This is a genomic window from uncultured Methylophaga sp. (assembly GCF_947259025.1).
Lineage (GTDB): Bacteria > Pseudomonadota > Gammaproteobacteria > Nitrosococcales > Methylophagaceae > Methylophaga.
Window position 1 is genome coordinate 25,686 of record NZ_CAMYKO010000003.1, and the last position, 23,818, is coordinate 49,503.

Annotated in this window: 20 protein-coding genes; all 20 read left to right on the forward strand. The window is 52.1% G+C overall.

Annotated elements, in window-relative coordinates; all coding sequences use genetic code 11:
- The first annotated feature begins 4 nt into the window (after positions 1–4).
- The 20 genes from Q0X64_RS02955 to fliJ all read left to right on the forward strand — a co-directional run bounded on the left by Q0X64_RS02955 (position 5) and on the right by fliJ (position 23,776).
- Positions 5–1,096 carry a flagellar basal body P-ring protein FlgI gene (locus tag Q0X64_RS02955; RefSeq protein ID WP_297808867.1) on the forward strand — a complete coding sequence of 364 codons (1,092 nt, stop codon included), beginning with the start codon at positions 5–7 and terminating at the stop codon, positions 1,094–1,096.
- Positions 1,097–1,098: 2 nt separating this feature from the next.
- Entirely contained in the window at positions 1,099–2,064 is a 966-nt protein-coding gene (gene flgJ / locus Q0X64_RS02960) for a flagellar assembly peptidoglycan hydrolase FlgJ (protein ID WP_297808870.1), read from the forward strand.
- A gap of 30 nt (positions 2,065–2,094) precedes the next feature.
- Positions 2,095–3,492, forward strand: a complete 1,398-nt coding sequence (flgK, locus tag Q0X64_RS02965; RefSeq protein WP_297808872.1) for a flagellar hook-associated protein FlgK — start codon at positions 2,095–2,097, stop codon at positions 3,490–3,492.
- A gap of 9 nt (positions 3,493–3,501) precedes the next feature.
- Positions 3,502–4,407: a flagellar hook-associated protein FlgL gene (gene flgL, locus Q0X64_RS02970; RefSeq protein WP_297808874.1), complete on the forward strand. Its 906-nt coding sequence runs from the start codon at positions 3,502–3,504 to the stop codon at positions 4,405–4,407.
- Positions 4,408–4,554: 147 nt separating this feature from the next.
- Positions 4,555–9,252 (forward strand): glycosyltransferase, encoded by a 4,698-nt coding sequence (locus tag Q0X64_RS02975; protein ID WP_297808877.1) that lies wholly within the window; start codon positions 4,555–4,557, stop codon positions 9,250–9,252.
- Positions 9,253–9,338: 86 nt separating this feature from the next.
- On the forward strand, positions 9,339–10,175 hold the full coding sequence (locus Q0X64_RS02980) for a flagellin (protein ID WP_297808880.1): 837 nt from the start codon (positions 9,339–9,341) through the stop codon (positions 10,173–10,175).
- Between the two features lie 190 nt (positions 10,176–10,365).
- A complete protein-coding gene (locus Q0X64_RS02985) occupies positions 10,366–11,199 on the forward strand; it encodes a flagellin (RefSeq protein WP_297808883.1) in 834 nt (277 codons plus the stop codon).
- A gap of 66 nt (positions 11,200–11,265) precedes the next feature.
- Positions 11,266–11,664: a flagellar protein FlaG gene (locus Q0X64_RS02990; protein ID WP_297808885.1), complete on the forward strand. Its 399-nt coding sequence runs from the start codon at positions 11,266–11,268 to the stop codon at positions 11,662–11,664.
- A 51-nt stretch (positions 11,665–11,715) separates the two neighbouring features.
- Complete coding sequence (gene fliD, locus Q0X64_RS02995) at positions 11,716–13,086, forward strand: flagellar filament capping protein FliD (RefSeq protein ID WP_297808888.1); 1,371 nt, start codon at positions 11,716–11,718, stop codon at positions 13,084–13,086.
- Between the two features lie 15 nt (positions 13,087–13,101).
- Positions 13,102–13,503 carry a flagellar export chaperone FliS gene (fliS, locus tag Q0X64_RS03000; protein WP_297808891.1) on the forward strand — a complete coding sequence of 134 codons (402 nt, stop codon included), beginning with the start codon at positions 13,102–13,104 and terminating at the stop codon, positions 13,501–13,503.
- Positions 13,503–13,811, forward strand: a complete 309-nt coding sequence (locus Q0X64_RS03005; RefSeq protein WP_297808894.1) for a flagellar protein FliT — start codon at positions 13,503–13,505, stop codon at positions 13,809–13,811. Before fliS ends, Q0X64_RS03005 begins: the two co-directional genes overlap by 1 nt.
- Positions 13,812–13,956: 145 nt before the next feature.
- Positions 13,957–15,423 (forward strand): sigma-54 dependent transcriptional regulator, encoded by a 1,467-nt coding sequence (locus Q0X64_RS03010; RefSeq protein WP_297808896.1) that lies wholly within the window; start codon positions 13,957–13,959, stop codon positions 15,421–15,423.
- Positions 15,424–15,562: 139 nt separating this feature from the next.
- Complete coding sequence (locus Q0X64_RS03015; RefSeq protein WP_297808898.1) at positions 15,563–16,744, forward strand: ATP-binding protein; 1,182 nt, start codon at positions 15,563–15,565, stop codon at positions 16,742–16,744.
- On the forward strand, positions 16,741–18,102 hold the full coding sequence (locus tag Q0X64_RS03020; RefSeq protein WP_297808901.1) for a sigma-54 dependent transcriptional regulator: 1,362 nt from the start codon (positions 16,741–16,743) through the stop codon (positions 18,100–18,102). Before Q0X64_RS03015 ends, Q0X64_RS03020 begins: the two co-directional genes overlap by 4 nt.
- A 39-nt stretch (positions 18,103–18,141) precedes the next feature.
- Complete coding sequence (fliE, locus tag Q0X64_RS03025) at positions 18,142–18,483, forward strand: flagellar hook-basal body complex protein FliE (protein ID WP_297808903.1); 342 nt, start codon at positions 18,142–18,144, stop codon at positions 18,481–18,483.
- A gap of 30 nt (positions 18,484–18,513) precedes the next feature.
- Positions 18,514–20,202 (forward strand): flagellar basal-body MS-ring/collar protein FliF, encoded by a 1,689-nt coding sequence (gene fliF / locus Q0X64_RS03030; protein ID WP_297808905.1) that lies wholly within the window; start codon positions 18,514–18,516, stop codon positions 20,200–20,202.
- Positions 20,202–21,212: a flagellar motor switch protein FliG gene (gene fliG, locus Q0X64_RS03035; protein ID WP_297808908.1), complete on the forward strand. Its 1,011-nt coding sequence runs from the start codon at positions 20,202–20,204 to the stop codon at positions 21,210–21,212. Before fliF ends, fliG begins: the two co-directional genes overlap by 1 nt.
- Positions 21,199–21,882, forward strand: a complete 684-nt coding sequence (locus tag Q0X64_RS03040) for a flagellar assembly protein FliH (protein WP_297808911.1) — start codon at positions 21,199–21,201, stop codon at positions 21,880–21,882. The genes fliG and Q0X64_RS03040 overlap by 14 nt, the downstream gene beginning before the upstream one ends.
- On the forward strand, positions 21,875–23,302 hold the full coding sequence (fliI, locus tag Q0X64_RS03045; protein ID WP_297808913.1) for a flagellar protein export ATPase FliI: 1,428 nt from the start codon (positions 21,875–21,877) through the stop codon (positions 23,300–23,302). Before Q0X64_RS03040 ends, fliI begins: the two co-directional genes overlap by 8 nt.
- A gap of 24 nt (positions 23,303–23,326) precedes the next feature.
- Positions 23,327–23,776 carry a flagellar export protein FliJ gene (fliJ, locus tag Q0X64_RS03050; protein ID WP_297808915.1) on the forward strand — a complete coding sequence of 150 codons (450 nt, stop codon included), beginning with the start codon at positions 23,327–23,329 and terminating at the stop codon, positions 23,774–23,776.
- The last annotated feature ends 42 nt before the right edge of the window (positions 23,777–23,818 follow it).

Sequence of the window (23,818 nt, forward strand, 5' to 3'; positions counted from 1 at the left end):
CAAGATGAAAATGAAACTGTTTTTGACCTTTGTTTTACTGCTGGTAACCGGTGTGGTTCAGGCAGAACGCATCAAGGACCTGGCCTCCATTGCCGGGGTACGTTCCAACCAGTTGATCGGTTACGGCCTGGTAGTGGGCCTGGATGGTACTGGTGATAAAACCAAGTTCACCGGTCAGAGCCTGCGTAACATGCTGGTGGAAATGGGCATCAATATTCCGCCGGGCACCGATCCGAAAAGTAAGAATGTGGCTGCCGTGTCGATTCATGCCGACTTGCCGCCCTTTGTGAAACCCGGCCAGAAGATCGATGTCACCGTGTCATCTTTGGGTGATGCCAAAAGTCTGCGTGGCGGCAGCCTGCTGATGACACCTTTGAAAGGCGCTGACGGTAATATTTATGCGATGGCGCAGGGCAACCTGGTTGTCGGTGGTTTCGGTGCCGATGCTGCTGATGGTTCGCGGGTCACGGTAAATATTCCCAGTGCAGGCCGTGTACCTAACGGCGCAACAGTCGAGCGTACGGTGAAAAATGCCTTTAATGTCGGGGACCACATCATTCTGAATCTGCATAACCCGGATTTTACTACCGTCAGCCGACTCACTGATTCCATTAACCACACACTGGGCAAAGGCACCGCGCGTTCGATGGATGCCTCCTCGGTTAAAGTCAACGCGCCGCGCGATCCCAGTCAGCGTGTGCCGTTTTTATCTCTGATTGAAAACCTCGAGTTGAACCCGGGCGAGGCGCCGGCCAAAGTCGTAGTCAACTCCAGAAGTGGCACGGTCGTTATCGGTCAGCATGTCCGTGTCAGTCCAGCGGCAGTGACCCACGGCAATCTGTCCGTGACTATTTCTGCCGACGCCGAAGTCAGCCAGCCTGATCCCCTATCGCAGGGACAGACTGTGATCACCCCCAATTTTGATGTGGAAATCACTGAAGAAGACAGCCGCATGTTTGTGTTTGATCCGGGCGTATCGCTGGATGAGATTGTCCGCGCTGTCAATCAGGTGGGTGCGGCACCGGGCGATCTGGTGGCGATTCTTGAGGCGCTGAAACAATCGGGTGCGCTTCGTGCTGAGCTGGTGGTGATCTGATCATGGCGCTTGAGTCCAAAGTTGCTCAGTCGGCGATTGATTTTCACGGTCTCAATCAATTGCGGAGCAAAGCCGCTCAGGATGACAGTGATCAGCAGACTTTGCGCCAGGTTGCCGGTCAGTTTGAGTCGCTGTTTGTCACCATGATGCTGAAATCAATGCGACAGGCGAGTTTGGCAGAAGGCCTGTTCGACTCAGAGCAGAGCAAAATGTATCGGGATATGTCCGATCAGCAGCTGGCTTCAGATTTATCCTCACGAGGCGGACTGGGTTTGCAGGATGTGATCATGCGTCAGCTCGGTGGTGAGCGTTACGCTAACAGCCAGACAGCCTTGCCCGGTCAGAGCTTCAGTATCGATACCGTAACGGTGAGACCGGCGCTGGGCATCAGGGTCAACCAGGAAATCATTGAACAGATCCGTGAAGCCAAGCCCGAGCAAGCTAAGCCGCTTGAAGCAATGCCAACTCAGACTTTGCCTGAGCAGTTTACCTCGCCGCAACAATTTGTTGAGACGCTCTGGCCCTATGCAGAACAGGCTGCTAACAAGCTGGGCGTTGAACCGGAAGTGATCCTTTCTCAGGCTGCGCTGGAAACTGGCTGGGGGCAATATGTCCTGTCCAATCAGCAGGGCAGCAGCCACAACCTGTTCAATATCAAGGCCCATGGCTGGGAAGGTGACACCATTAACAAGCAGGCACTGGAGTTCCGCGGAGGAAAAGCCCTGCAGGAACAATCACAGTTCCGCGCTTATGACTCCTATCAGCAGAGCTTTGACGATTATGTGCAGTTTCTCCAGACACAGCCACGCTACCAACAAGCGCTGCAGCATGTTGGTAATGCTGAAGCTTTCATCGAGCATCTGCATCAAGCCGGTTATGCCACCGACCCGCAGTATGCCGACAAGATTAAACGCATTATGAATGGCGATACGCTCAGTCGTGTCTCGCTGGACATGAAGCTGTTCTGACCGGGGCTGATATGAGATGAGGACAAGAATATGAGCATTCTGAATATCGGTACTTCGGCGTTGACCGCAGCGCAGACAGCACTGTCGACCACCAGTAACAATATCAGCAATATCAACACTGAAGGCTATACCCGCCAGCGGGCAGACCAGGTGACACGTCCGTCCAGTTACCAGGGTGACTTTTATTTGGGCGCCGGGGTGACGGTCAATGGTGTTGAACGCATTTACGATAACTTTCTGGCCAGTCAGGTTAGAAGTTACACCTCACAGGAAGCACAGCAGGGCAGCTTTCTGTCCTATTCGAATCAGGTTGATGATCTGCTGGGTTCGTCCGAGCTGGGTATTAACGATGGCTTTGATGCTTTTTTCGGTTCCATCCAGGAAGTTGCCAACGATCCAACCTCCATCTCTGCCCGGCAGGTGATGCTGACCCAGGGGGAACTTCTTGCCAGCCGCTTCAACACGCTGGACTCTCAATTGGGCCAACTGGAACGTAATATTGATAACGATATCAGTGTGGCGGTGGAGGACATCAATAATCTGAGTCAGGGCATTGCTGAGCTCAACCAGGCGATTCTGGAAGCCAAAGGCTCAGCCAGTGGTGCCAACCCCAATGATCTGCTCGATAAGCGTGATCAATTAATCAACAAACTTTCCGAATATGTTTCTGTCACCACGGTCGAACAGAGTAATGGCACCGTCAATGTCTTTGTCGGTAGTGGTCAGGGGCTGGTAGTAGGGGCTTCACAGGTGGATTTATCCACTATCAGCGACAGCTCCTTTAATCCACCGCGCCTGAACATCGGCTTTGGGCCTACTCAGATTGATATTACCAATCAGGTCACCGGTGGCAGCCTCGGCGGTGCTTTACAATTTCGTAGTGATATTATCGACAACACCCGGAGCGAACTGGATCTGTTAGCAGAGTCAGTCGTCACGGCGTTTAACAACGCACACAGTAACGGCTTTGATCTGGATGGCAATGCAGGCGGCAACCTGTTCGACCCGTCGGCAACGACTGCCGCCGATATCAATATGGTCATCACCGACCCAAGAGCCATTGCCGCTTCATCCGGCACCAATATCGGTACCGGTAATAATGAAAATGCCCTGGCCCTGGCTGACTTACAGACTGATGACAGTCTGGTACAGGTCAGTGCCGGCCCGCCGCCAGTGACTCGCTCATTGGCTGATCAGTATGGGGTGATTGTGTCTGATGTCGCCACCCGAACCCGGCAGGCAGAAGTCAGCCAGGAAACCCAGCAGGCCTTGTTACAACAGACCAAGCAGCGCTTTGACAGCGTGTCCGGCGTCAACCTGGATGAAGAGGCCGCCAATCTGATCAAGTATCAGCAGGCTTATCAGGCAGCATCACAGATTATCGTGGTCTCCAATACCATCTTTGATTCGCTGATTAACGCCGTTTAGGAGTCCCGCATGCGTATATCAACTAACTATATTCAGCAGCAAAGTGTCGAGTCGATGCTGCGTCAGCAGACTGAGCTCGCCAAAACACAGCAGCAGGTCTCCACCGGTGAACGCATTCTTTCACCCTCAGATGACCCGGTTGCTGCAGTCAGAATTCTGGGTATTGAGCGTGACCTGAACTTGACCGAACAATACCAGGGCAACGCCGATGTGGCCGAGAGCAAGCTCAGCGTGACTGATGGTGTGCTGGACAGTGCGGCAGACATCCTGCAGCGGATTCGAGAGCTCGGCGTTCAGGGGCTGAACGATAGTAATGACGCTAACGCCCGGGCTGCGATCGCCGAGGAAATGGATCAGCTTAAACAGAGCCTGCTGAGTCTCGCGAACTCGACCGACGCCAATGGTGAATACCTGTTTTCCGGTTACCAATCCAACACCCAGGCCTTTGACCCGGGTACATATGCCTACAACGGAGACAGTGGCCAGCGAAATGTGAGAGTGGGTGGTGGCTACCTGGTCGAAGTCAGTGAGCCCGGCGACCAGATTTTTGTGACCAATAATCTGGATGGCAGCACTGAGGCAATTTTTCAGACCATCGATGAATTCACTACCGCGCTGAATAACAATGATGTCTCCACCGCCCCCAACAATGGCGACTTTCTGTCTAACATCGACACCTCTCTGGGCCAGGTACTCGGTGCCAGAACAGCAGTAGGCACAAGACTGAATGCCGTCGATCAGCAACGAGCCGTGAATGAGGCCAGCATTGCCAGCCTGGAAAGCAACCGCTCTCAACTCAAAGATTTGGACTACGCCGAAGCCATCACCCGCCTGAACCAGCAGTCTGTGGGGCTGCAGGCAGCACAACAGGCCTATGTTAAAGTGCAGGGGCTGTCTTTATTTAACTTTATCTAGAGCGTCTAAATTTACAAATGAGTGCGGTTGTCGGTCCGGTCAGAGTCTGTATGAGCTCTGTAGAGCTCACTTTGGGTTGTGAAGCACACATCCAGATACCTCTAGCATAAAAGCAATCAACCTGAGTCTTCACCAGCAGAGATAACTATGGAAAACAAAACATACACCTTCAATGAGGAAACACGCGTTTATTCTCGTGATCGTAATGCTGTATTTGCTTATAGCGATGGTGATAGAACTGAGGAGATTATTCTTGACACCATTCAGTCGTGCAATGATCTATCGACAGGATCTGAAGAATTACAAGAACATATATCAGACTGGCCAACCAAGTATCACCTCTCACCCTTGCGATCTAATCTTTTTCGGCCCTTAGAACAAAATTTACATGGAAAAAAAGTTCTCGAACTAGGTTCTGGGTGTGGTGCGATAAGCCGCTTTCTAGGAGAGGTAGGGTGTGACTTAACTTGTGTAGAAGGCAGCTTCAGGAGAGCCACCATAACAGCAGCCAGGTGTCGTGATCTGGATAATGTGAAAGTCTACAACGACAACTTTCAGGACTTTGAAACTGAAGAGCAATTCGATGTTGTCACGATGATTGGTGTGCTGGAATACAGTAGAAAATTCATCGGTGGTGCAGACCCTGTGAGTAAGGCATTGAGTCTGGCTCGCTCATTTTTGAAACCGGATGGCGTTCTGATAGTGGCTATTGAGAACAAGTTGGGTTTGAAGTATTGGGCCGGCGCATATGAGGATCATCAGGGTGTTCCCTTTTACGGAATTGAGAGCCTGTACGGAGAGGGTGAGGCTGTCACTTTTGGCCGTCATGATTTGACCAGAATCATCAAACAAGCCAACTTCTCTGAAGTTGAATTTTACTATCCGTTCCCTGACTACAAGCTACCCAACTTATTGCTGACTGATCTGGCTATGGATCAGCCCGAATTTGTTTTGAATAACCTTTTGTCCACCGCTTTTGCACCTGTCCAGAGTGCCTCTTATCAAAAAACACTCTCAGAAGGTGCGGCAACCAGAGGCCTTATAGAAAACCGGCTTGTCGGTGACTTAGCAAACTCATTCATGGTTATTGCCAAAAAAGGCAAAGGAAACTGGCAAAACAACAAGCATGGTGTGGCTTTCCAGTATTCACAGGGCCGTCAGAAACTGCTTGCCAAGGAAGTGAGTATCCTGGCCAAGGATAATGAGTTACGTGTTTATCGCCGTCTTCTGGCAGGGGGAGAAAAGCCTGATTGGGTGAAGTTTCCTGACTCTGAACCATTGATTGCGGGCGAACTGCTTTTCAATGCGTTGCTCCCTATTGTCAATAAAGCCGGATGGAATGCCAATCAAATTCTGGAATGGGCACATCCTTTGATGCAGGCACTGCTTGAGCATTCACAGCTGTCCGGTGAACGGTATGTTTTACCGGGTGAATATATCGATGCTACACCTTTTAACCTGATTATTGATGAGACAGGCAAATCGAAGTTTTTTGATCTTGAATGGAGTCCATGGACTGAAATAGACCTTAGTCATGCGATATTCAGGGGCCTTTTTCACTCTCTGGCCAGGGTTGGAACCGTCGCGCAGCCCGCTCCGGGGACATCCCTGAACATTGCAGACTTGTCTGCGCTGGTCACCAGTCAGTTGACGGATAATCCTCAGGATATTGATTATTACCTCAAGAAGGAGATTGAGTTTCAGAGTTTGGTGTCTGGCCTCAGCGTTGGCAGCTCTGATGGATTGAAGGCGGTTGCCTTGGCTATCAGAATGCAGCCCACTCAACTGAAACAATCGCTGGAAAAGGCAGAAGCCACGATAACTGAGCTGAAAGGTCAGTTACTCAACTCTGGTGATGGCAAGCCCATAAATCTGTTCAGTCAGAGCGATTTGGAATTTATTGGTGAAATGCAGGATTTGGTTGTCCGTGCCATCAATTCCTCCAATTACAGTGAACAAATCTTCATTGACTCCTCTGCCCGTAGACAGATTAAAAATAACATCAAACTACTGTCACGCGAATCAAGCTTGTCCTCTGCCATGGAGCAATGTCTGGAACTCCTCAAATCGACACTTCAGCACGACAATTACCAGCAATGGATAGTCAGGCATGAGCTGAGAGAGGTCGATGCCGAGGTGTTGGCCGAGCGGATGGTATTGCATTGGCACCAGCAACCCACCATGCACACTTTTATGTTTGTGCTGCCTGGCGAAGAGCATCTGCTCGCCGACACTATAGACTCCTTGGCTGGCCAGTTATTGAAAAGCTGGCAGCTGACTGTCGTCGGCTTTGCGCCAGCTCCGGATGTGATATTTGAGCAGACCGAGTTTCTGCACTGGCGCACCCTGGAAGATCAGGAGGATCCCTACGATGCACTCAATCAAGAGATAGCGAAATATCCTGGGCATTGGGTAACTTTTGTAGAGCCCGGTGTGCAGTACAGTCAGCAATCACTGGCAAAAATTGCCGACACCATAAACCTTAATCCTGGCTGCAGCTTTATTTACACAGATGATGACCAGGTTGATGACAAGGGCATTCGAGGCTTTCCCCGTTTTAAACCGGACTTTAATCTCGATTTGCTGCGTTCTTCCCCATACATCGGTAATGGCTGGGTGCCAGTTGCACACCTAATTCAGGCGGGTGGCATTCTGGCATTGCCCGGCGCTGAAAACTACGACCTTGCGTTGCGCTGGTTTGATACTTTCGGTGATGCGGCATTTGCCCATGTTGCTGATGTATTGACCCACAAGAGTGGTGAAGTCGACAGGCCATTTGATTCCAAGGCCGGAGAAATTGCCTTACAGCAGCATTTCGATAGACAAAAGCTGCCGGTGGAAATTAATGCCGGCTATGTTGATAACAGCTATCGCATTACATACCTGCACCAGCGTCAGCCTAAAGTAAGCATCATCATTCCGACAAAAGACAAGCTCGAGTTTCTGCAGCCTTGTGTGGAGAGCTTGCTGGATAAAACGACTTACCCTGACTACGAAGTGCTTGTTGTTGATAATCAGAGTACTGATCCCGACACTCTGAGCTATTACCAGGAGCTGACAAAAGCCTATCCCGAGAAAGTGCGTGTCTTGTCATTTGATAAGCCCTTCAACTTCTCTGAAATGAATAACTGGGCGGCGCAGCAGGCAACAGGCGAATACCTACTATTGCTTAATAACGATACTGAAATTATTCAGCCTGAATGGCTTGATAGAATGATGAATCATGGTCAGCGCGAGGATGTGGGGGTTGTCGGTGCAAGATTACTTTACCCGGAGTCAGGCCGCATTCAGCACGCTGGTGTCGTGCTTGGAATCAGCGAAATCGCAGATCATCCATTCAACGAACTGCTGACAATTAACAGCACCTCGCACATGGAGCGGGCTCGCCTGGACCAGAGTTACTCTGCTGTTACCGCAGCAGTAATGTTGGTCAAGCGTGAGATATACGAGGAACTGGGCGGGATGGACAGTGAGAACCTGGCTGTCCTCTATAACGATGTAGACTTTTGTCTTCGTGTCGGTAAGCAAGGTTATCGAGTGATTTGGACACCATTTGCGATAGCCATTCACCACTGCAGTGTAAGCCTGAAGTCGATAGAAAACGGGTTCTACTCCGATGTTGAAAGCATTGCAAAAAAAGCTTTGAACAAACGCAGAGAACAACGCTACATGCTTAATACGTGGCTGCCACTTCTGGCGAATGATCCCGCCTATAACAAGAATCTGTCATTGCGTAAGCATGAGTTTGACATTGATGTGGGGGCGTTGCAGAACTGGGATATTGAGCACCATCTGCGTCTTAGAGTTTATGGTCTACCGGTGAGAGGCGGTTCGGGTGACTACAGAATGAAACAGCCTTTTTCCTCACTGGCCAAGTCAGGGTTGGCACTTTGTGAATTCGGAAGTCACCACCTCAGCATCACTGAGCTGGAGAGAATGAGTCCGGATACCGTCGTGATGCAGAATGCGATCAGCGATAAAGAAATAGAGCTGTTGCAGATTTACCGCGAATTCAAGCCAGAAGTCCAAGTGATTTTCATGTTGGATGATCTCCTGCACGACCTGCCAGAGAAGAGCTCGCAATATCGACGTATGAAGGCTGCTTACCGAGATGCTCGAGCCAGACTCAGAAGGGTGCTGGGCTTCTGTGACCGTCTGATTGTATCGACGCAACCACTGGCAGATATGTGCGCAGAAATGATTGATGACATCCAGATCATTCCCAACCGGTTACAAAAAGAGAAGTGGCAGGGACTAAAGAGTCTACGGCAGCAATCGAGCAAGCCTCGGGTTGGCTGGGCCGGTGCACAACAGCACCAGGGCGACCTTGAACTGATTATCGATGTAGTTAAAGAAACAGCCAATGAGGTTGACTGGATTTTCTTCGGGATGTGTCCGGCAGAAATCAAGCCGTTTATCACAGAAGAACATCAATTTGTAGATATCGAGTTATATCCGCAAAAACTGGCTTCACTGAATCTTGATTTGGCGATCGCGCCATTGGAAGACAATGACTTTAACCGGTCTAAGAGTAACTTGCGCCTGCTGGAATATGGCATCATGGGCTGGCCGGTGATCTGCTCTGATATCTTCCCCTACCAGACAAAAAATGCGCCGGTTATCCGGGTTGCAAACCAGAGGGCAGAATGGCTGGCGGCAATCCGGCAAATCCTTGCCGATCCGGCTGCGTTGCAAAAAGCCGGTGATAACCTGAAAGCCTGGGTAGAACAACATTACTTCTTAGAAGATCACTTGGGTGAATGGTTCTCATCCCTCGCCACAGCTGAGTTTCAGGCGAGCGAGCAGCGCAATACAATGGCTGGGGGGAGAGCGATGAAAGCTTGATGGCACATATCATGCTTTACCTGGTCTGTGCCCACGCAATGGCGTGGTAATTAACAGCATAGACAACCATTTTAGAGGGTAAAGTCATGGCATTGATCATCAACACCAATATTGCGTCTCTGAATGCGCAGCGCAATTTGAATGAGTCCCAAAGTGACCTGAATACATCTTTGCAGCGTTTGTCATCCGGTCTGCGTATCAACAGCGCTAAAGATGATGCTGCAGGCCTGTTTGTTGCCGGTCAGATTTCCCGCGATGTACGCGGTAATAATCAGGCAATTCGTAATGCTGCGGATGGTATTTCTCTCGGCCAGACAGCTGAGGGTGCATTGGGCGAGATTGCCAACAACCTCCAGCGGATTCGAGAAATCGCCGTGCAGGCATCCAATGACACAGTGGGTAATGCTGCTGGTCTGCAGTTGGAGGTCGATCAGCTGACTCAGGAAATCTCCCGTATTGTATCCACCACCAACTTTAATGGTCGGTTCCTGCTCAGTGGTGGTGAAACTGTTAATTTCCATGTCGGTGCTTCGGGTGATACCAACAACCAGATTTCAGTGACGTTGGATGACATCACCAACATCAACGCTTTCAGTGCGGCACTGGATGCTACCGGTGTTATTGATGTGACTACCACGGCCGCAGCCTCTGCTGCGTTGTCTGACCTCAGTGGCGATATTGATGATGTGAACGGTGCCCGGGCCACCTATGGTGCTGTGCAAAACCGCTTTGAAGCAGTCATCTCCAACCTGCAGAACTATGTCGAAAATCTGACTGCGGCCCGTAGCCGGATAGAAGATGCCGACTTTGCCGCCGAGACGGCAAAATTAACCCGTGCACAGATTCTGCAGCAGGCTGGTACCTCGATTCTGGCACAGGCCAACACGCTGCCACAGAATGCGCTGACTTTATTGCAGGGCTAAAAAACTTCAGAGAAACAGGCGTTAGGACAATAAGGTGATGGTGAGGAAAGGTTTCTTTATTTTTTACTAAAGTATCTTTTGCTCCTGCCGTTAAAGTTGTCGGAGGCGGTAAATACATCAGTAATGTATATCTGCCATAGTCAACAAACAGTACGCTAAATGAGAGCGTACTGACGGTCAGGAGATAATCATGGCTCTTATTATTAACACTAACGTTGCTTCTTTGAACGCACAGAGAAACCTGAATGAATCACAAAACTCTCTGAACACTTCTTTGGAGCGTTTGTCATCTGGTCTGCGTATCAACAGTGCCAAAGATGATGCGGCCGGTTTGTTCGTTGCCGGCCAGCTGACCCGTGATATTCGCGGTATCAACCAGGCAGTTCGTAACGCAGGTGACGGTATTTCACTGGGGCAAACAGCAGAAGGTGCACTGGGCGAAATTGCGAATAACCTGCAACGTATTCGTGAGCTGGCTGTACAGGCTTCCAACGATACAGTCGGTAATGCCGATGGTCTGCAAGCAGAGGTTAACCAGTTAACTCAAGAAATTTCTCGAATCGTTGCTACAACCAACTTCAACGGTACTGACTTGTTGAGTGGTGGTGCCACTGTCAACTTCCAGGTTGGGTCTTCTGGTACAGCTAATAACCAGATTTCTATCGATTTGACAGAGTTAACCGGCATCAACGCGTTCAGCGCCGGCCTGGCAGCAACAGGCGTTGTCGATGTTAGTACAACCGCCGCTGCATCAGCTGCACTGGCAGATCTGAGTAGCGACATTGATACTGTCAACGAAGCCCGCGCCACATTCGGTGCGATTCAAAATCGTTTCGAGGCCGTTATCTCTAACCTGCAGAACTATGCAGAAAACCTGACTGCAGCCCGTAGCCGTATCGAAGATGCGGACTTTGCGGCAGAAACTGCTAACCTGACCCGTGCACAGATTCTGCAGCAGGCAGGTACCAGTATCCTGGCGCAGGCTAACACACTGCCTCAGGCAGCACTGCAGTTGCTGGGATAAGGTAACTGAACTGGCATCCCGGAGCTTCGGCTCCGGGTTCACCAGATTTAAAAAGGAATAGGTAAGATGGCTAATAACGATTTATTAGTGCAGTCAAGCCTCCCGACGTTGCCAAAGCAAACTGATTCGAAGCAGCAGGTCACCCAAGCGGTGGAACCTGCTTTTGTCGTCTCAGAGAAGCAACAATCAGCTACCGCCACGTCAGAAAGCTTGGAGCAGCAGGAGTTAGAGCGGCAACAGCGGGCTGAAGCCCTGCAGCAAAAAGTCACTGAACTGAATGACTACATGCAGAACTTCAACCGCAGTTTACAATTCACAGTGGATGAAAACAGCGGCGACAGTGTCGTGAAAGTCATTGACTCGGAAACAGATGAAGTCGTCAGGCAGATCCCGTCAGAGGCTTTGCTTGATGCCCGTAACGCAGCGGAAAAGTACCGTGGTATTTTACTGGAAATCTCGGTCTGACTGGCCCGGGATTTGCAGTAAAAATGTAACGGTTTATTGTGGAGATTTAACATGGCTAGCATAACGTCAGCCGGCATCGGTTCCGGACTGGATGTCGAAAGCATTATCAGCCAGCTGGTGGCCCTGGAGCGTCGGCCTATTCAGAGATTGCAAAGTGAGCAATCTCAGGTCAGTGCCCAGATCAGCGCCTATGGCAATCTGAAAAGCAAAATCTCTGAATTTCAATCGGCTATGGCCGGTCTGGGAAGCGCATCCAGCTTCCAGGTTTTCCAGGGCCAGTCCAGTGATGAAGATATATTTACCGCCAACGTAGACAGTAATGCCTTGGCGGGCAGCTATGCTGTTGATGTTCAGGCGCTGGCTGAACGTGACAAGATTGCTTTTGGCCCTTTCGCTGACAGCAGCACTGCGCCGGGCAGCGGCACACTGAATCTCTCAGTTGGCGCTGACAGTTTCAGTATTGCGGTCGGTGCCGGTGATTCACTGGCGGATATTCGAAATGCCATCAATGAGTCAGCTGATAACACCGGCGTCACCGCCACTATTGTTAACAGTGATGATGGGGCCCGGCTGGTTTTGTCGTCGGATGAAACCGGTACTGATAATGCACTGCAGGTTTCCGTCACTGGTGATGGTGACGGCAATGATGGCGATAATGCCGGACTGTCGGCGCTGACTTATGTGCCATCCGGTACCAATTATGCCACCTCAATTTCCAGCGCCAGTGATGCTGTTGTGGAAATTGACGGCTTTACCGTGACCAGTAGCAGCAACACCATTACCGATGCCGTTGATGGCATCAGCTTCACTGCTGAGAGCATCGGCACTGCCAGCCTCAATGTGACTCGTGATGACGAAGCTATTCTGGAGGCAGTCACCCAGTTTGCAGATGCCTACAATGCGCTTCGCACCGAAATTGACAATCAGCGCAAAGGACAATTGGAGGCCGACAGCACTCTCCTGAGTATCGAGCAGTCAATCTTCAACGCATTCAACGTTGGTTCAGATATCACCGGTTCAGAGTTCAGTTACCTGATCGAAGCCGGTATTTCCGTCAACGAAGAAGGCGTGATGGAAGTGGATACGGATACGGTCAGTGATACGCTGAACTCGGACTTCAATTCATTTGTCAATTTATTTGCAGCTGAAGGTGAAGGTTATGCCAACCGACTAGCCTCCTTGGCTGACAGCTGGCTGGCCAATGATGGTCTGATTGAGGCGCGTGAAGATGGTCTGAATACGCAGTTGGATCGTCTTGAAGATGATGAGTTCCGGATGGAAGCGAGGCTGGAGATTGTCGAACAGCGGATCCGGGCCCAGTACACTGCACTGGACACCCTGGTGAGTGAACTGAGTAACTCCGGTAATTTCCTGTTACAACAACTGGCCACCATGCCTGCCGCCAATCGACAGAACGGATAATAGGGAGTCGTTTTGATGACGCAATCCATGATCAATAAAAAAGCTCTGGAAGGTTATGGCCGCAATGCCGTTGAGTCAGAGGTTAATTACGCCTCACCATACCGAATCATTCAGATGCTGATGGAAGGGGCATTATCCAAGTTAGCCACTGCCAAGGGCTGCATTGCCCGCGGTGATATTGCTGAAAAAAGCAAGCAAATCACCTGGGCCATGAACATTATTCAGGGCCTGCGTACCAGTCTGGACGCCGATAAAGGCGGTGATATCGCCTCTAATCTGGACTCGCTGTACGAATACATGGGACGTCGCTTGCTGGAAGCCAACGTCAGCAATGAGACGGCCATTCTGGATGAGGTCACTACCCTGTTGCAGGAAGTTAAAGCTGGTTGGGATGCGATACCGGCAGAATACCAATAATGTCAGACAATGCTGTCACGCAATTACGCCAAGCCGTTGACCTGACGCGTGCCATGCTGCAAATGGCGCAGGATCGTAAATGGTCGGCCTTGCCGGAAATGCAGCAGAAAAGGGCGGCGCTACTGGAACAGATCTTTCCGCTCGGTGAGGAGCAGCAGACACTTGATACCAGAGCTTTGCTGGAATCAATGATTGCTGATAATCAACAGCTTGAACAAATCTGCCGAGATGCGCAGCAGACACTTCGACTTGAGTTAAGCGATCTCAATAAAAATCGTAAAGCGGTCGCGGCGTACCAGTCCAGTTAACACCAACAAGCTCGCGGCATAGACCGCCCCCACTGATTTTCATGCCTGTCATTTTTTTGACAATGGCGATTTAAAAATGCTTAACTCCATTGCAAAATAATTGTTTCGATACTGTCGATTAACATGGAATAAAGCTGGAGTTAGTATGAGTGGAAATCATGTGCTGGTCGTGGAAGAAAACTCTGACCGGCGCGAGAAGCTGTCGACCCTTATCGAATTTGTAAATTGCCGCCCGGTGGTGGTGGATGACCCGACAATCTGGTTTGACCAGGTTGATAATCTCAGTGATATCGTCATGGCCATTATTGGTGACTGTGGTAACCGCCACATTACCCGTCAATTGCTGCGTGAGCTGGTTAATCACGAGTCCCGCGTTCCGGTATTTACGCTCGACCTGCCTGATGCTGAATCTCAGGAATTTCCCGGTACCATCGGCTCGTTGCGTTTCCCGATCAAATATCCCCAGCTGAGTAACGCGCTGCAGCAGGCGACCATCTACCGTGGCCAGTCCAACAACGATCAGGATGACAATAGCCTGTTTCGTTCTCTGGTCGGTAACAGCCGCTCCATCAAAATGGTTCAGCGCATGGTGGATCAGGTTGCCGACTCTGATGCCAATGTGCTGATTTTGGGAGAATCCGGCACCGGTAAAGAAGTCGTGGCCCGTAATCTGCATCACTTCTCCAATCGTCGCGACAAACCCTTTGTACCGGTCAATTGTGGCGCCATTCCCGGCGAACTGCTGGAAAGCGAATTGTTTGGCCATGAAAAAGGCGCGTTCACCGGCGCCATCACCGCACGTAAAGGCCGTTTTGAACTGGCTGAGGGCGGCACTTTGTTTCTGGATGAAATCGGCGATATGCCCTTGCCGATGCAGGTGAAGTTATTACGTGTTTTGCAGGAGCGCACATTCGAACGTGTCGGCAGCAATAAAACGCAAAGTGCGGATGTCAGGGTGATTGCCGCCACTCACCGCAACCTGGAAGAACATATTACTGAAGGCCGTTTCCGTGAGGATTTGTTTTATCGCCTGAACGTCTTTCCGATTGAAATGCCGGCTTTACGTGAACGTCCTGAAGACATTCCGCTTCTGGTCAATGAACTGATTAAACGGATTGAGCATGAAAACCGCGGCACTATCAACCTGACGACGGCAGCCATGATCTCACTCTGTCGTTATAGCTGGCCGGGTAACGTTCGTGAGCTGGCCAATGTGGTGGAGCGGCTGGTGATTCTCTTTCCCTATGGCCGGGTTGATTATGATGATCTGCCAGCCAAATATCAGTTGGAAGGCGAGGCCTTACCCGAACAGGTCACCGCTGTGATTAATGCCGGTCCGTCACCTGACACCCACCGTAACCTTCCCGGGACAGTGCCCGAGCCGCAAACGACGCAGCCCAGCGTCGCGGTGTCTGAGCTTGATACGGAAAACCTGCCGGAAGAAGGGATTAATCTCAAAGAGCATCTGGCCAATCTTGAATATATGCTGATCAAACAAGCGCTGGATGAAGCGGAAGGCGTTGTTGCTCATGCTGCCCAGCGCTTGAAAATGCGCCGCACCACGCTGGTGGAAAAAATGCGTAAATACGGAATACAGAGAGAAGCTGACTGAAGATTGGCGGTCAGCCGTCGGGCTTTTGACAAAACACCAACGGTAAAGCTCTAACGCATTGTAAATAAAAGAAAAAATTTTCGGGCATAGTAATTGCAAATCCCGCTACACGGCATTTTGCCGGAGGGAGCAGTTAATTATGAATCTGAAACTATCCAGCGCCGCTGGCCCTGCACAGGCTATCAGCAAAAGGGTCAGTGCTTTCAAACAGGCCGAGTCACACTGGCAGCCAGCCGGTAACAGCCGCCATCACGATGTCAAGCAACAGCAAAATGCTGAGCGATTGGCTGATCGCCACAGCCGTTTGCTGGAAGTGTTGCCGGCCGGCGTTGTCGTTATTAACGGCGAGGGGATAGTTCAGGAAGCCAATGCCGCTGCAATTGAATTGCTGGGCGAACCACTCTCCGGTGAGCGCTGGGTCGACATCATCGCCAGGGCTTTTGCACCACAGCCCGGAGATGGCCACGATGTGTCGCTTCAGGACGGTCGTCTGGTGCATATTTCCACCAGTCCTCTGGGGCACGAACCGGGTCAGATTATCCTGCTGCAGAACGTGACAGAAACGCGTGACCTGCAGAATAAAGTCTCGCATCTGCAGCGTCTCTCCACCATGGGCGAAGTCGCCGCCAGACTGGCGCATCAGATCCGCACCCCGCTGTCTTCTGCCTTGCTTTACCTGGCACCCTTGCTGAAAGACGAGGGCGATGCTCAAATCCGTCAGCGTTTTGCCGGTCGGCTCAAGCATAGTCTGACGCATATGGAACAACTGGTAAAAGACATGCTCGCCTTTTCCCGTGGCAGTATGGCTTCGACCTCACCCGTGGCCATCAGCAACCTACTCGATGAACTACAGCAGCAATATCATGCCCAGCCGCTATCTGAGTCGAGTTCGCTGAGAATCAGCAACAACGTCAATGACGGACATATCTACGGCAGTCAAGCCGCCCTGGTGAGTGCTATCAATAATCTGCTTAACAATGCCCGCCAGGCTTGTGGTGAAGCAGGTCAGGTTCGCTTGTCAGCGGATTTTGTCGAGGACGACAACAGACTGAGCTGGATTGATATCAGTGTCACCGATAACGGCCCCGGTATCACAGCAGAAGAACAGGAAAAAATTCTGACGCCTTTTTACACCACGCGTTCAAGCGGCACAGGGCTGGGGCTGGCAGTGGTGCATTCAATCGTTAAAGCGCACAAAGGCCACCTCTGGATTGACAGCGAACCAGGCAAGGGCAGCACTTTTGCCCTGCGCCTGCCGATGTACCAGTCACAAGCGCGGGCAGAGGCGGCGTCAGCACAACAACAGGAGTGTGTTTTATGAATCAGTCAACAATTCTGGTAGTTGAGGATGATGCCAATCTGCGGGGAGCACTGTGCGACACGCTGGAATTGGCGGGTTACCGGGTCAGCGGTATGGAACATGGTCAGTCTGCCCTGGATAAAATGGCCAGTGAACCGGTCGGCCTGCTGCTCAGCGATCTACAAATGCAGCCCATGGATGGTCACACACTGCTGAAAAAAGCCAAGGCTTTGATACCGGATCTGCCGGTGGTGATGATGACCGCTTACGGGACGGTACAAAGTGCTGTAGAAGCGATGCATCAGGGCGCGTCGGATTATCTGCTCAAACCGTTTGAGGCAGAAGAATTACTGCAGCGTGTTCAGCGTTACCTCAGCCAGTTGGGTCAGCAGGAAGAGGACATGGTCGCCGAATCACGCAGTTCCAGAGAACTACAGGCGATGGCCAAACGGGTGGCCGATAGTGAAGCCACGGTGTTGATTAACGGCGAAAGCGGCACCGGTAAAGAAGTCCTGGCGCGATATCTTCACACCCATTCGCAGCGGGCGGACAAGCCGTTTGTTGCCATCAATTGTGCGGCGATCCCGGAAAACATGCTGGAAGCGACCCTGTTCGGCTATGAAAAAGGTGCGTTCACCGGTGCCAGCCAAGCCTACGCCGGTAAATTCGAACAGGCGAATCACGGTACCATTCTGCTCGATGAAATCTCGGAAATGGATCTGGCCCTGCAGGCCAAACTATTGCGAGTGTTGCAGGAAAAAGAGGTGGAACGTATCGGCGGACGCAAAGTGCTGTCGCTGGATGTGCGGGTGCTGGCCACTACCAACCGCACCCTGCGCGATGAAGTCAGGGCAGGCCGTTTTCGTGAAGATTTATTCTACCGGCTCAATGTCTTCCCCTTATCAATAGCGCCATTACGTGAGCGCCGGGACGATATTCTCGCCTTGTCACAGCGATTGCTGGGCAAACATGCCAGCCAAAGCGGTCGCGTCACTCCGCTGCTGGATCACGCTGCCCGAGAAAAGATGCTGACGCATCACTGGCCGGGTAATGTACGTGAACTGGATAATGTGCTGCAGCGTGCGCTGATTCTACAGGGCGGCGAAACCCTGCTGGCAGAGGACATTGTATTTGAGTCTTTGTCAGGTGATGTTGATCCGGCGCCTGTCGCCCAGAGTATTGAGCCTCAGCCAGATTCCGCCGATCTGCGCAGTCAGGAACAGCGTCATATTCTCGACGTACTGGAAAAAAACCATGGCAGCCGCCGTCTCAGTGCCCGTGAACTGGGTATCAGCGAACGTACCCTGCGTTACAAGATTGCCCGTTTTCGTGAGCAGGGTGTAGAAATCCCCGAAAAATTTGGCAAGAAGTCTGCATAAATATATACCAGTCACAGACACTATCTGACGGAGACAACTATGATTAACGCGATTGACCCCAACCAGCTTTTAACCCAGATGCGGGCCATGCAGGCGCAGGCGTCTGACACGGTCAAGCCAGCACCGATGCAGGATGATCAGGGCCAGCCATCGAACCGGGTCGATTTCTCCAAAGTCATGCAAAATGCCGTAGGCCAGGTCAACGAACTGCAGCAAAGCTCCGGTGATCTCAAAACTGCATTCGAGCAGGGTGACCCCAACGTCAACCTGGTTGATGTGATGATTGCATCGCAGAAAGCCAGCGTGGCATTTGAGTCCACCCTTCAGGTCAGAAACAAAATGGTAGAGGCGTATCAGGAAGTGATGCGCATGTCGATTTAATCACCATTGTCCTTGTCGTAGAGAACCACTATGGAAAACGCACCGGCCACCACCGCCAGTCTTGCTGATAACCGAGCAGCACGTCCCACCACCCCATTGGCAGCGATGCAGAATAATGTTACCCGTCAGCCGGTGGTTAAACAGGTGCTGTTTTTATTGGCCATTGCCGCCAGTATCGCGCTGGGCGGCTGGGTGTTGATGTGGTCGCAGACACCGTCTTACCAGGTACTGTATTCGGGCATGGCCCCGCAGGAATCATCAGAAGTGGTCGAGGTGCTGCAACAGATGAACGTGGACTACGAGTTGGATCCGGCCAGTGGCGCGCTGATGGTGCCAGCCGGTGAAGTGCAGAACCTGCGCATCCGGCTTGCCGCCGAAGGATTACCACGCAGTACCTCAAAGGGCATGGAAATGCTGAATGATGATCAGGGTTTCGGGACCAGCCAGTTTATCGAAAGAGCCCGTTACCAGAGAGCCCTGGAGCAGGAACTGTCGCGCTCTATTGCCGAACTGAATAACGTCAAAAGTGCCCGTGTGCATCTTGCCATTCCCAAGCAGTCAGTGTTTGTCCGCGACCGTAAAGACCCCACCGCTTCTGTGGTCGTGAACCTTTATGCCGGACGCAGTCTGGAGCAAGGGCAGGTTGCCGCCATTACTCATATGGTGGCTTCCAGCGTTCCCAATATGACCAACCCGGATGTGACGGTCGTCGATCAGCGAGGCAATTTGCTCACTCAGCCCGAGCGTGAAACCGGCATCGCCATGAGCGACAGTCAGCTGGAATATACCCAGAAGCTGGAACAGATCTATATTGACCGCATTGAAAACATTCTGACGCCGATTGTCGGCAGAAACGGTGTCCGCGCTCAGGTAGTGGCTGATGTCGATTTCACCATGACCGAGCAAACCATGGAGAGCTACAACCCGGATATGGCTGCCCTGCGCAGTGAACAAATCCGTGAAGAAGCACGGGTGGGTAGCAGCGGTGCTATCGGTGTGCCGGGTGCCCTGAGTAACCAACCACCGGGTGGTGGCGTTGCGCCCGAAGAAACGGCAACCGATGAAGACGGTAACCCGATCCCTGCGCCGCGGCCCGAATCATCGACCAGTAGTTCGACCCGCAATTTTGAACTGGATCGCACTATCAGCCATACCCGTGCCGCACCAGGCCAGATCCGCAAACTGAGCGTGGCGGTACTGGTGGATGAACGTCGTAACATTAGCGCTGATGGGGCCACTGAGTCTACTCCGCTCAGTGAAGCGGAAATGACCCGCATCAATGCGCTGGTCAGTGATGCCATTGGTTTCAGCCAGGCGCGGGGTGATAGTCTTAATATCGTCAACGCGCCATTCGTGGCGCCGGAAGCGATGGAACCCTTGCCGGAAAAACCTATTTGGGAACAGGCATGGGTATGGACTGTAGCCAAGCAAGTCGCTGGTGCGTTGGTGGTTTTGTTCCTGATTTTCGGAGTGATTCGTCCGGCATTTCGAGATATGAGTAAGGTCCCGGCTGAGGCACGCAATGAATCAGCCGCTGATGGCATGACCCCGCAGCAGGCGCTGTCCAATGATAGTGGCGTTAGCAGTGAAGAGATTGCTAAACTGACAAAAGGCTCGGATCAAATGGAAGAACAGCTGACCAACGTCCGGAGCCTGGTACAACAAGACCCTGCGCTGGTGGCACAAGTGGTCAAGAACTGGACGGCGGGTGATGCCTGATGGCAGAAGAAGTCAGAAAACTGAGCGGCACTGAAAAAGCGGCCGTGTTCCTGCGCTCTATCGGTGAGGCCGATGCCGCAGCGATCCTGAAACACATGAGTCCCAAGGAAGTTCAGAAAGTGGGGCAGGCCATGGCCACATTGCAGAATGTGACCCGGGAGGAAGTTAAAACGGTGCTGGGCAGCTTTGTCAGCACGGTGGAGCAGGAAACCGGACTGGGTATTGGCTCGCATGATTATGTGCGTAATATGCTGGTCGGCGCCCTCGGCGAGGACCGGGCTGGCAGCCTGCTGGACCGCATACTCTCAGGTAGCAACACCAATGGCCTGGAACAGCTCAAGTGGATGGATGCCCGTGGTATTTACGAGGTTATCCGCCTTGAACATCCACAGATCATTGCCATCGTCTGTTCCTTCCTGGATGCAGATCAGGCGGCTGAGGTTTTATCTTTATTCCCGGATCGGGATCAATCCAATATCGTGTTGCGTATTGCCACGCTCGATGGCGTTCAGCCGGCCGCCCTGAGTGAACTCAACGAAATTCTGGAAAAACAGTTCAGCGGTAATGCCGGTGCCCAGACCACCACGGTTGGCGGCCTTAAAACCGCAGCGGATATCCTTAACTTTGTCGATACCACGGTGGAAGCGTCCATCATGGAGAAAATCAAGGAGTCCGAACCGGATCTGGGCCAGAATATTGAAGATCTGATGTTTGTCTTCGACAACCTGATTGATATTGATGACCGAAGTATGCAAACCCTGATGCGTGAAATTCAGACTGATCAACTGCAACTGGCGCTGAAAGGAGCTGAAGATAACCTTAAAGACAAATTCCTCAACAACATGTCGCAACGGGCTGCAGAAATGATGCGTGATGACCTGGAAGCGATGGGCCCCGTGCGTTTAAGCGATGTAGAAGCGGCACAGAAAACGATCCTGGCTACAGCGCGCAGTCTGGCAGAAAAAGGTGACATCATGCTGGGCGGTGGAGCCGGCGATGACTTCGTCTGATGATTTAGTCACCAAACAGACCGATGTGCTGTCGGCAGAAGAGCTAGCCGATGCCTTCGAGCGCTGGGAAGCGCCGCGCATGGCCTCTGCCAGTGATGTTGAAGGCGATGCAGGCATACTTGATGTCAAAGCCATTGAAGCGCTGCAGCAGCAAGCACAGGAAGAAGGGTATAAAGCGGGCTTTGAAGAAGGCCACAAAGCCGGTTTTCAAGCCGGTCAGGATGCCGGCAGTAAGGATATTCAACAACAACTGGCCTATCTGCAGCAGATCGTACAATCTCTGGATGAACCGCTTAAAGAACTGGATCAGCAAATCGAACAGGATCTGGTTAAGCTGGCGATCACCATGACCCGGCAATTACTGCGGCGTGAACTCAAACAGGAACCTGAGCATGTGATCGGCGCCATGCGCTCTGCATTGCAGGCACTGCCAGTCAGCGACCGAAAACTTAAAATTTATGTACACCCCGAAGATATGGCGATTGTGCAGAAGGGCCTATCTTTGGATGAAGATGACAAGCAGCGGCAGTGGATTGAAGACCCTTTACTGACCCGTGGCGGCGTAAGATTAGAAACCGCCGATACCACGATAGATGCTTCAGTTGAAGCGCGCCTCAACAGTGTGATCAGCAAACTGCTCGGCGACGATCGGGGGGACAGCAGTGACTGAAGCCAACCGCCAGCCTCTCTGGCAGCAAAAACTTAGTGAATACCAGCAACGGCTGGATAATGACACCTCAGAAGATGTGCTGGTGGAGGGCCGGCTGACCCGCATGGTCGGGCTGACACTGGAAGCGATTGGTTTTCAGGCGCCGGTGGGCAGTCGCTGTGAAGTGCTGGGCAGTGGTCAGAAACCCATTGAAGCGGAAGTGGTGGGCTTTGCCGGTGAAACACTTTACCTGATGCCCACCGGTGATATTAGAGGTCTGGTGCCCCACGCGCGGGTGCGGCCGATTCGCAGTGACTCCCAGGTGCCGGTGGGCGAGAGCATGCTGGGCCGTGTGGTCGATGGGGCGGGCAAGCCGCTCGATGGTAAAGGCCCGCTTAAAGTCAAAGATAAAGTGCCGCTGCATGGTGAGCCGGTCAACCCGTTGGCCCGGTCGCCGGTCAGAGAGCACCTCGATGTTGGCGTGAAAAGCATTAATGCCCTACTCAGCGTGGGCCGTGGTCAGCGCATGGGCCTGTTTGCAGGTAGTGGCGTGGGTAAAAGTGTGTTGTTGGGCATGATGACCCGTTTTACCGAGGCCGATGTCATTGTAGTGGGTCTGATCGGCGAACGGGGCCGTGAGGTTAAAGAATTTATTGAAGATATTCTGGGCGAGACCGGTCTGGCGCGGTCAGTGGTGGTGGCCTCACCCGCGGATCATTCGCCGCTGATGCGTTTGCATGGCGCCATGCTGGCGACGTCGATTGCTGAGTATTTCCGGGATCAGGGCAAACAGGTGTTGTTGTTGATGGATTCCCTGACGCGCTTTGCCCAAGCGCAGCGTGAGATTGCCCTGGCTATCGGCGAACCGCCGGCGACCAAAGGCTACCCGCCATCGGTGTTTTCTTTGCTGCCGCAACTGGTGGAACGCGCCGGCAACGGGCCTGCCGGTGGCGGTGCGATCACCGCGATTTACACCGTATTAACTGAGGGCGATGATCAGCAGGATCCGGTTGCTGATGCCGCTCGCGCCATTCTTGATGGTCATATCGTGCTGTCGCGGCAACTGGCCGAGTCCGGGCAGTATCCTGCGGTGGATGTTGAGTCTTCCATCAGTCGGGTGATGCCGCAAATTGTCGACAGCCAGCAGCTACAACAGGCACAGCAGTTCAAACAGCTTTATGCGACTTATCGTCAGAACCAGGACTTGATTAGCGTCGGCGCCTATAGCCGCGGCAGCGATGCTTTGATTGATGAAGCCATAGCCATTTATCCGGCCCTGAAACAGTTATTAACACAAGGTATGGATGAAGCGGTAAACTGGCAACAAAGTACGCAGCGCCTGCAACAGGTGATCGAAATGCGTCAACAGTTACAGAACCAGATGCAACAGCAACATAGTCAGCCACCGGCTTTGGCTGATGCCAGTCAGAGCCGCTTCTAATCTCCGGCCTCAGGGAGCAAAAGGATGAGCCGCAGTCGAAAACTGGATCCGGTGATTGATATGGCCCGCAGGGCCACTGAAGCAGAATTGGGCAAGCTGGGGGAAACCAATGCACTGCTGCAGCAGGCGCAAAACCAGCTTGATGATCTGTTGCGATACCGTGATGAATACCTGGCTCGCTTCCGTGAAGATGATCCGATGCTGATGTCAGCCAGAAAAGCCCTGGAATTACGGGGGTTTCTGGCCCAACTGGATCAGGCGATTCAGGCCCAGCAACTGCAGGTCAATCAAAGTCAGCAATTGCTGGGCAGGCAGCAGCAAAACTGGCAGCAGGCCCGCAACAAAGAGCAGGCTTTGGATGCTTTGATGGATCGTTACCGGGCTGATGAACAGCAACGCCAGTTGCGGCAGGAACAGCGGGAAAACGATGAGCACACCAATGCCCGCTGGCTCAGACAGCGGCGGCGATCATAAAAGCTTTGCAGCCAGCAACAACAGACTGAAGTCCGTGGTTAG

What these genes read in the sequence shown, in the direction of transcription:
- Q0X64_RS02955 (WP_297808867.1), top strand. Translation starts at nt 5, where the DNA reads ATGAAAATGAAACTGTTTTTGACCTTTGTTTTACTGCTGGTAACCGGT.
- flgJ (WP_297808870.1), top strand. Translation starts at nt 1,099, where the DNA reads ATGGCGCTTGAGTCCAAAGTTGCTCAGTCGGCGATTGATTTTCACGGT.
- flgK (WP_297808872.1), top strand. Translation starts at nt 2,095, where the DNA reads ATGAGCATTCTGAATATCGGTACTTCGGCGTTGACCGCAGCGCAGACA.
- flgL (WP_297808874.1), top strand. Translation starts at nt 3,502, where the DNA reads ATGCGTATATCAACTAACTATATTCAGCAGCAAAGTGTCGAGTCGATG.
- Q0X64_RS02975 (WP_297808877.1), top strand. Translation starts at nt 4,555, where the DNA reads ATGGAAAACAAAACATACACCTTCAATGAGGAAACACGCGTTTATTCT.
- Q0X64_RS02980 (WP_297808880.1), top strand. Translation starts at nt 9,339, where the DNA reads ATGGCATTGATCATCAACACCAATATTGCGTCTCTGAATGCGCAGCGC.
- Q0X64_RS02985 (WP_297808883.1), top strand. Translation starts at nt 10,366, where the DNA reads ATGGCTCTTATTATTAACACTAACGTTGCTTCTTTGAACGCACAGAGA.
- Q0X64_RS02990 (WP_297808885.1), top strand. Translation starts at nt 11,266, where the DNA reads ATGGCTAATAACGATTTATTAGTGCAGTCAAGCCTCCCGACGTTGCCA.
- fliD (WP_297808888.1), top strand. Translation starts at nt 11,716, where the DNA reads ATGGCTAGCATAACGTCAGCCGGCATCGGTTCCGGACTGGATGTCGAA.
- fliS (WP_297808891.1), top strand. Translation starts at nt 13,102, where the DNA reads ATGACGCAATCCATGATCAATAAAAAAGCTCTGGAAGGTTATGGCCGC.
- Q0X64_RS03005 (WP_297808894.1), top strand. Translation starts at nt 13,503, where the DNA reads ATGTCAGACAATGCTGTCACGCAATTACGCCAAGCCGTTGACCTGACG.
- Q0X64_RS03010 (WP_297808896.1), top strand. Translation starts at nt 13,957, where the DNA reads ATGAGTGGAAATCATGTGCTGGTCGTGGAAGAAAACTCTGACCGGCGC.
- Q0X64_RS03015 (WP_297808898.1), top strand. Translation starts at nt 15,563, where the DNA reads ATGAATCTGAAACTATCCAGCGCCGCTGGCCCTGCACAGGCTATCAGC.
- Q0X64_RS03020 (WP_297808901.1), top strand. Translation starts at nt 16,741, where the DNA reads ATGAATCAGTCAACAATTCTGGTAGTTGAGGATGATGCCAATCTGCGG.
- fliE (WP_297808903.1), top strand. Translation starts at nt 18,142, where the DNA reads ATGATTAACGCGATTGACCCCAACCAGCTTTTAACCCAGATGCGGGCC.
- fliF (WP_297808905.1), top strand. Translation starts at nt 18,514, where the DNA reads ATGGAAAACGCACCGGCCACCACCGCCAGTCTTGCTGATAACCGAGCA.
- fliG (WP_297808908.1), top strand. Translation starts at nt 20,202, where the DNA reads ATGGCAGAAGAAGTCAGAAAACTGAGCGGCACTGAAAAAGCGGCCGTG.
- Q0X64_RS03040 (WP_297808911.1), top strand. Translation starts at nt 21,199, where the DNA reads ATGACTTCGTCTGATGATTTAGTCACCAAACAGACCGATGTGCTGTCG.
- fliJ (WP_297808915.1), top strand. Translation starts at nt 23,327, where the DNA reads ATGAGCCGCAGTCGAAAACTGGATCCGGTGATTGATATGGCCCGCAGG.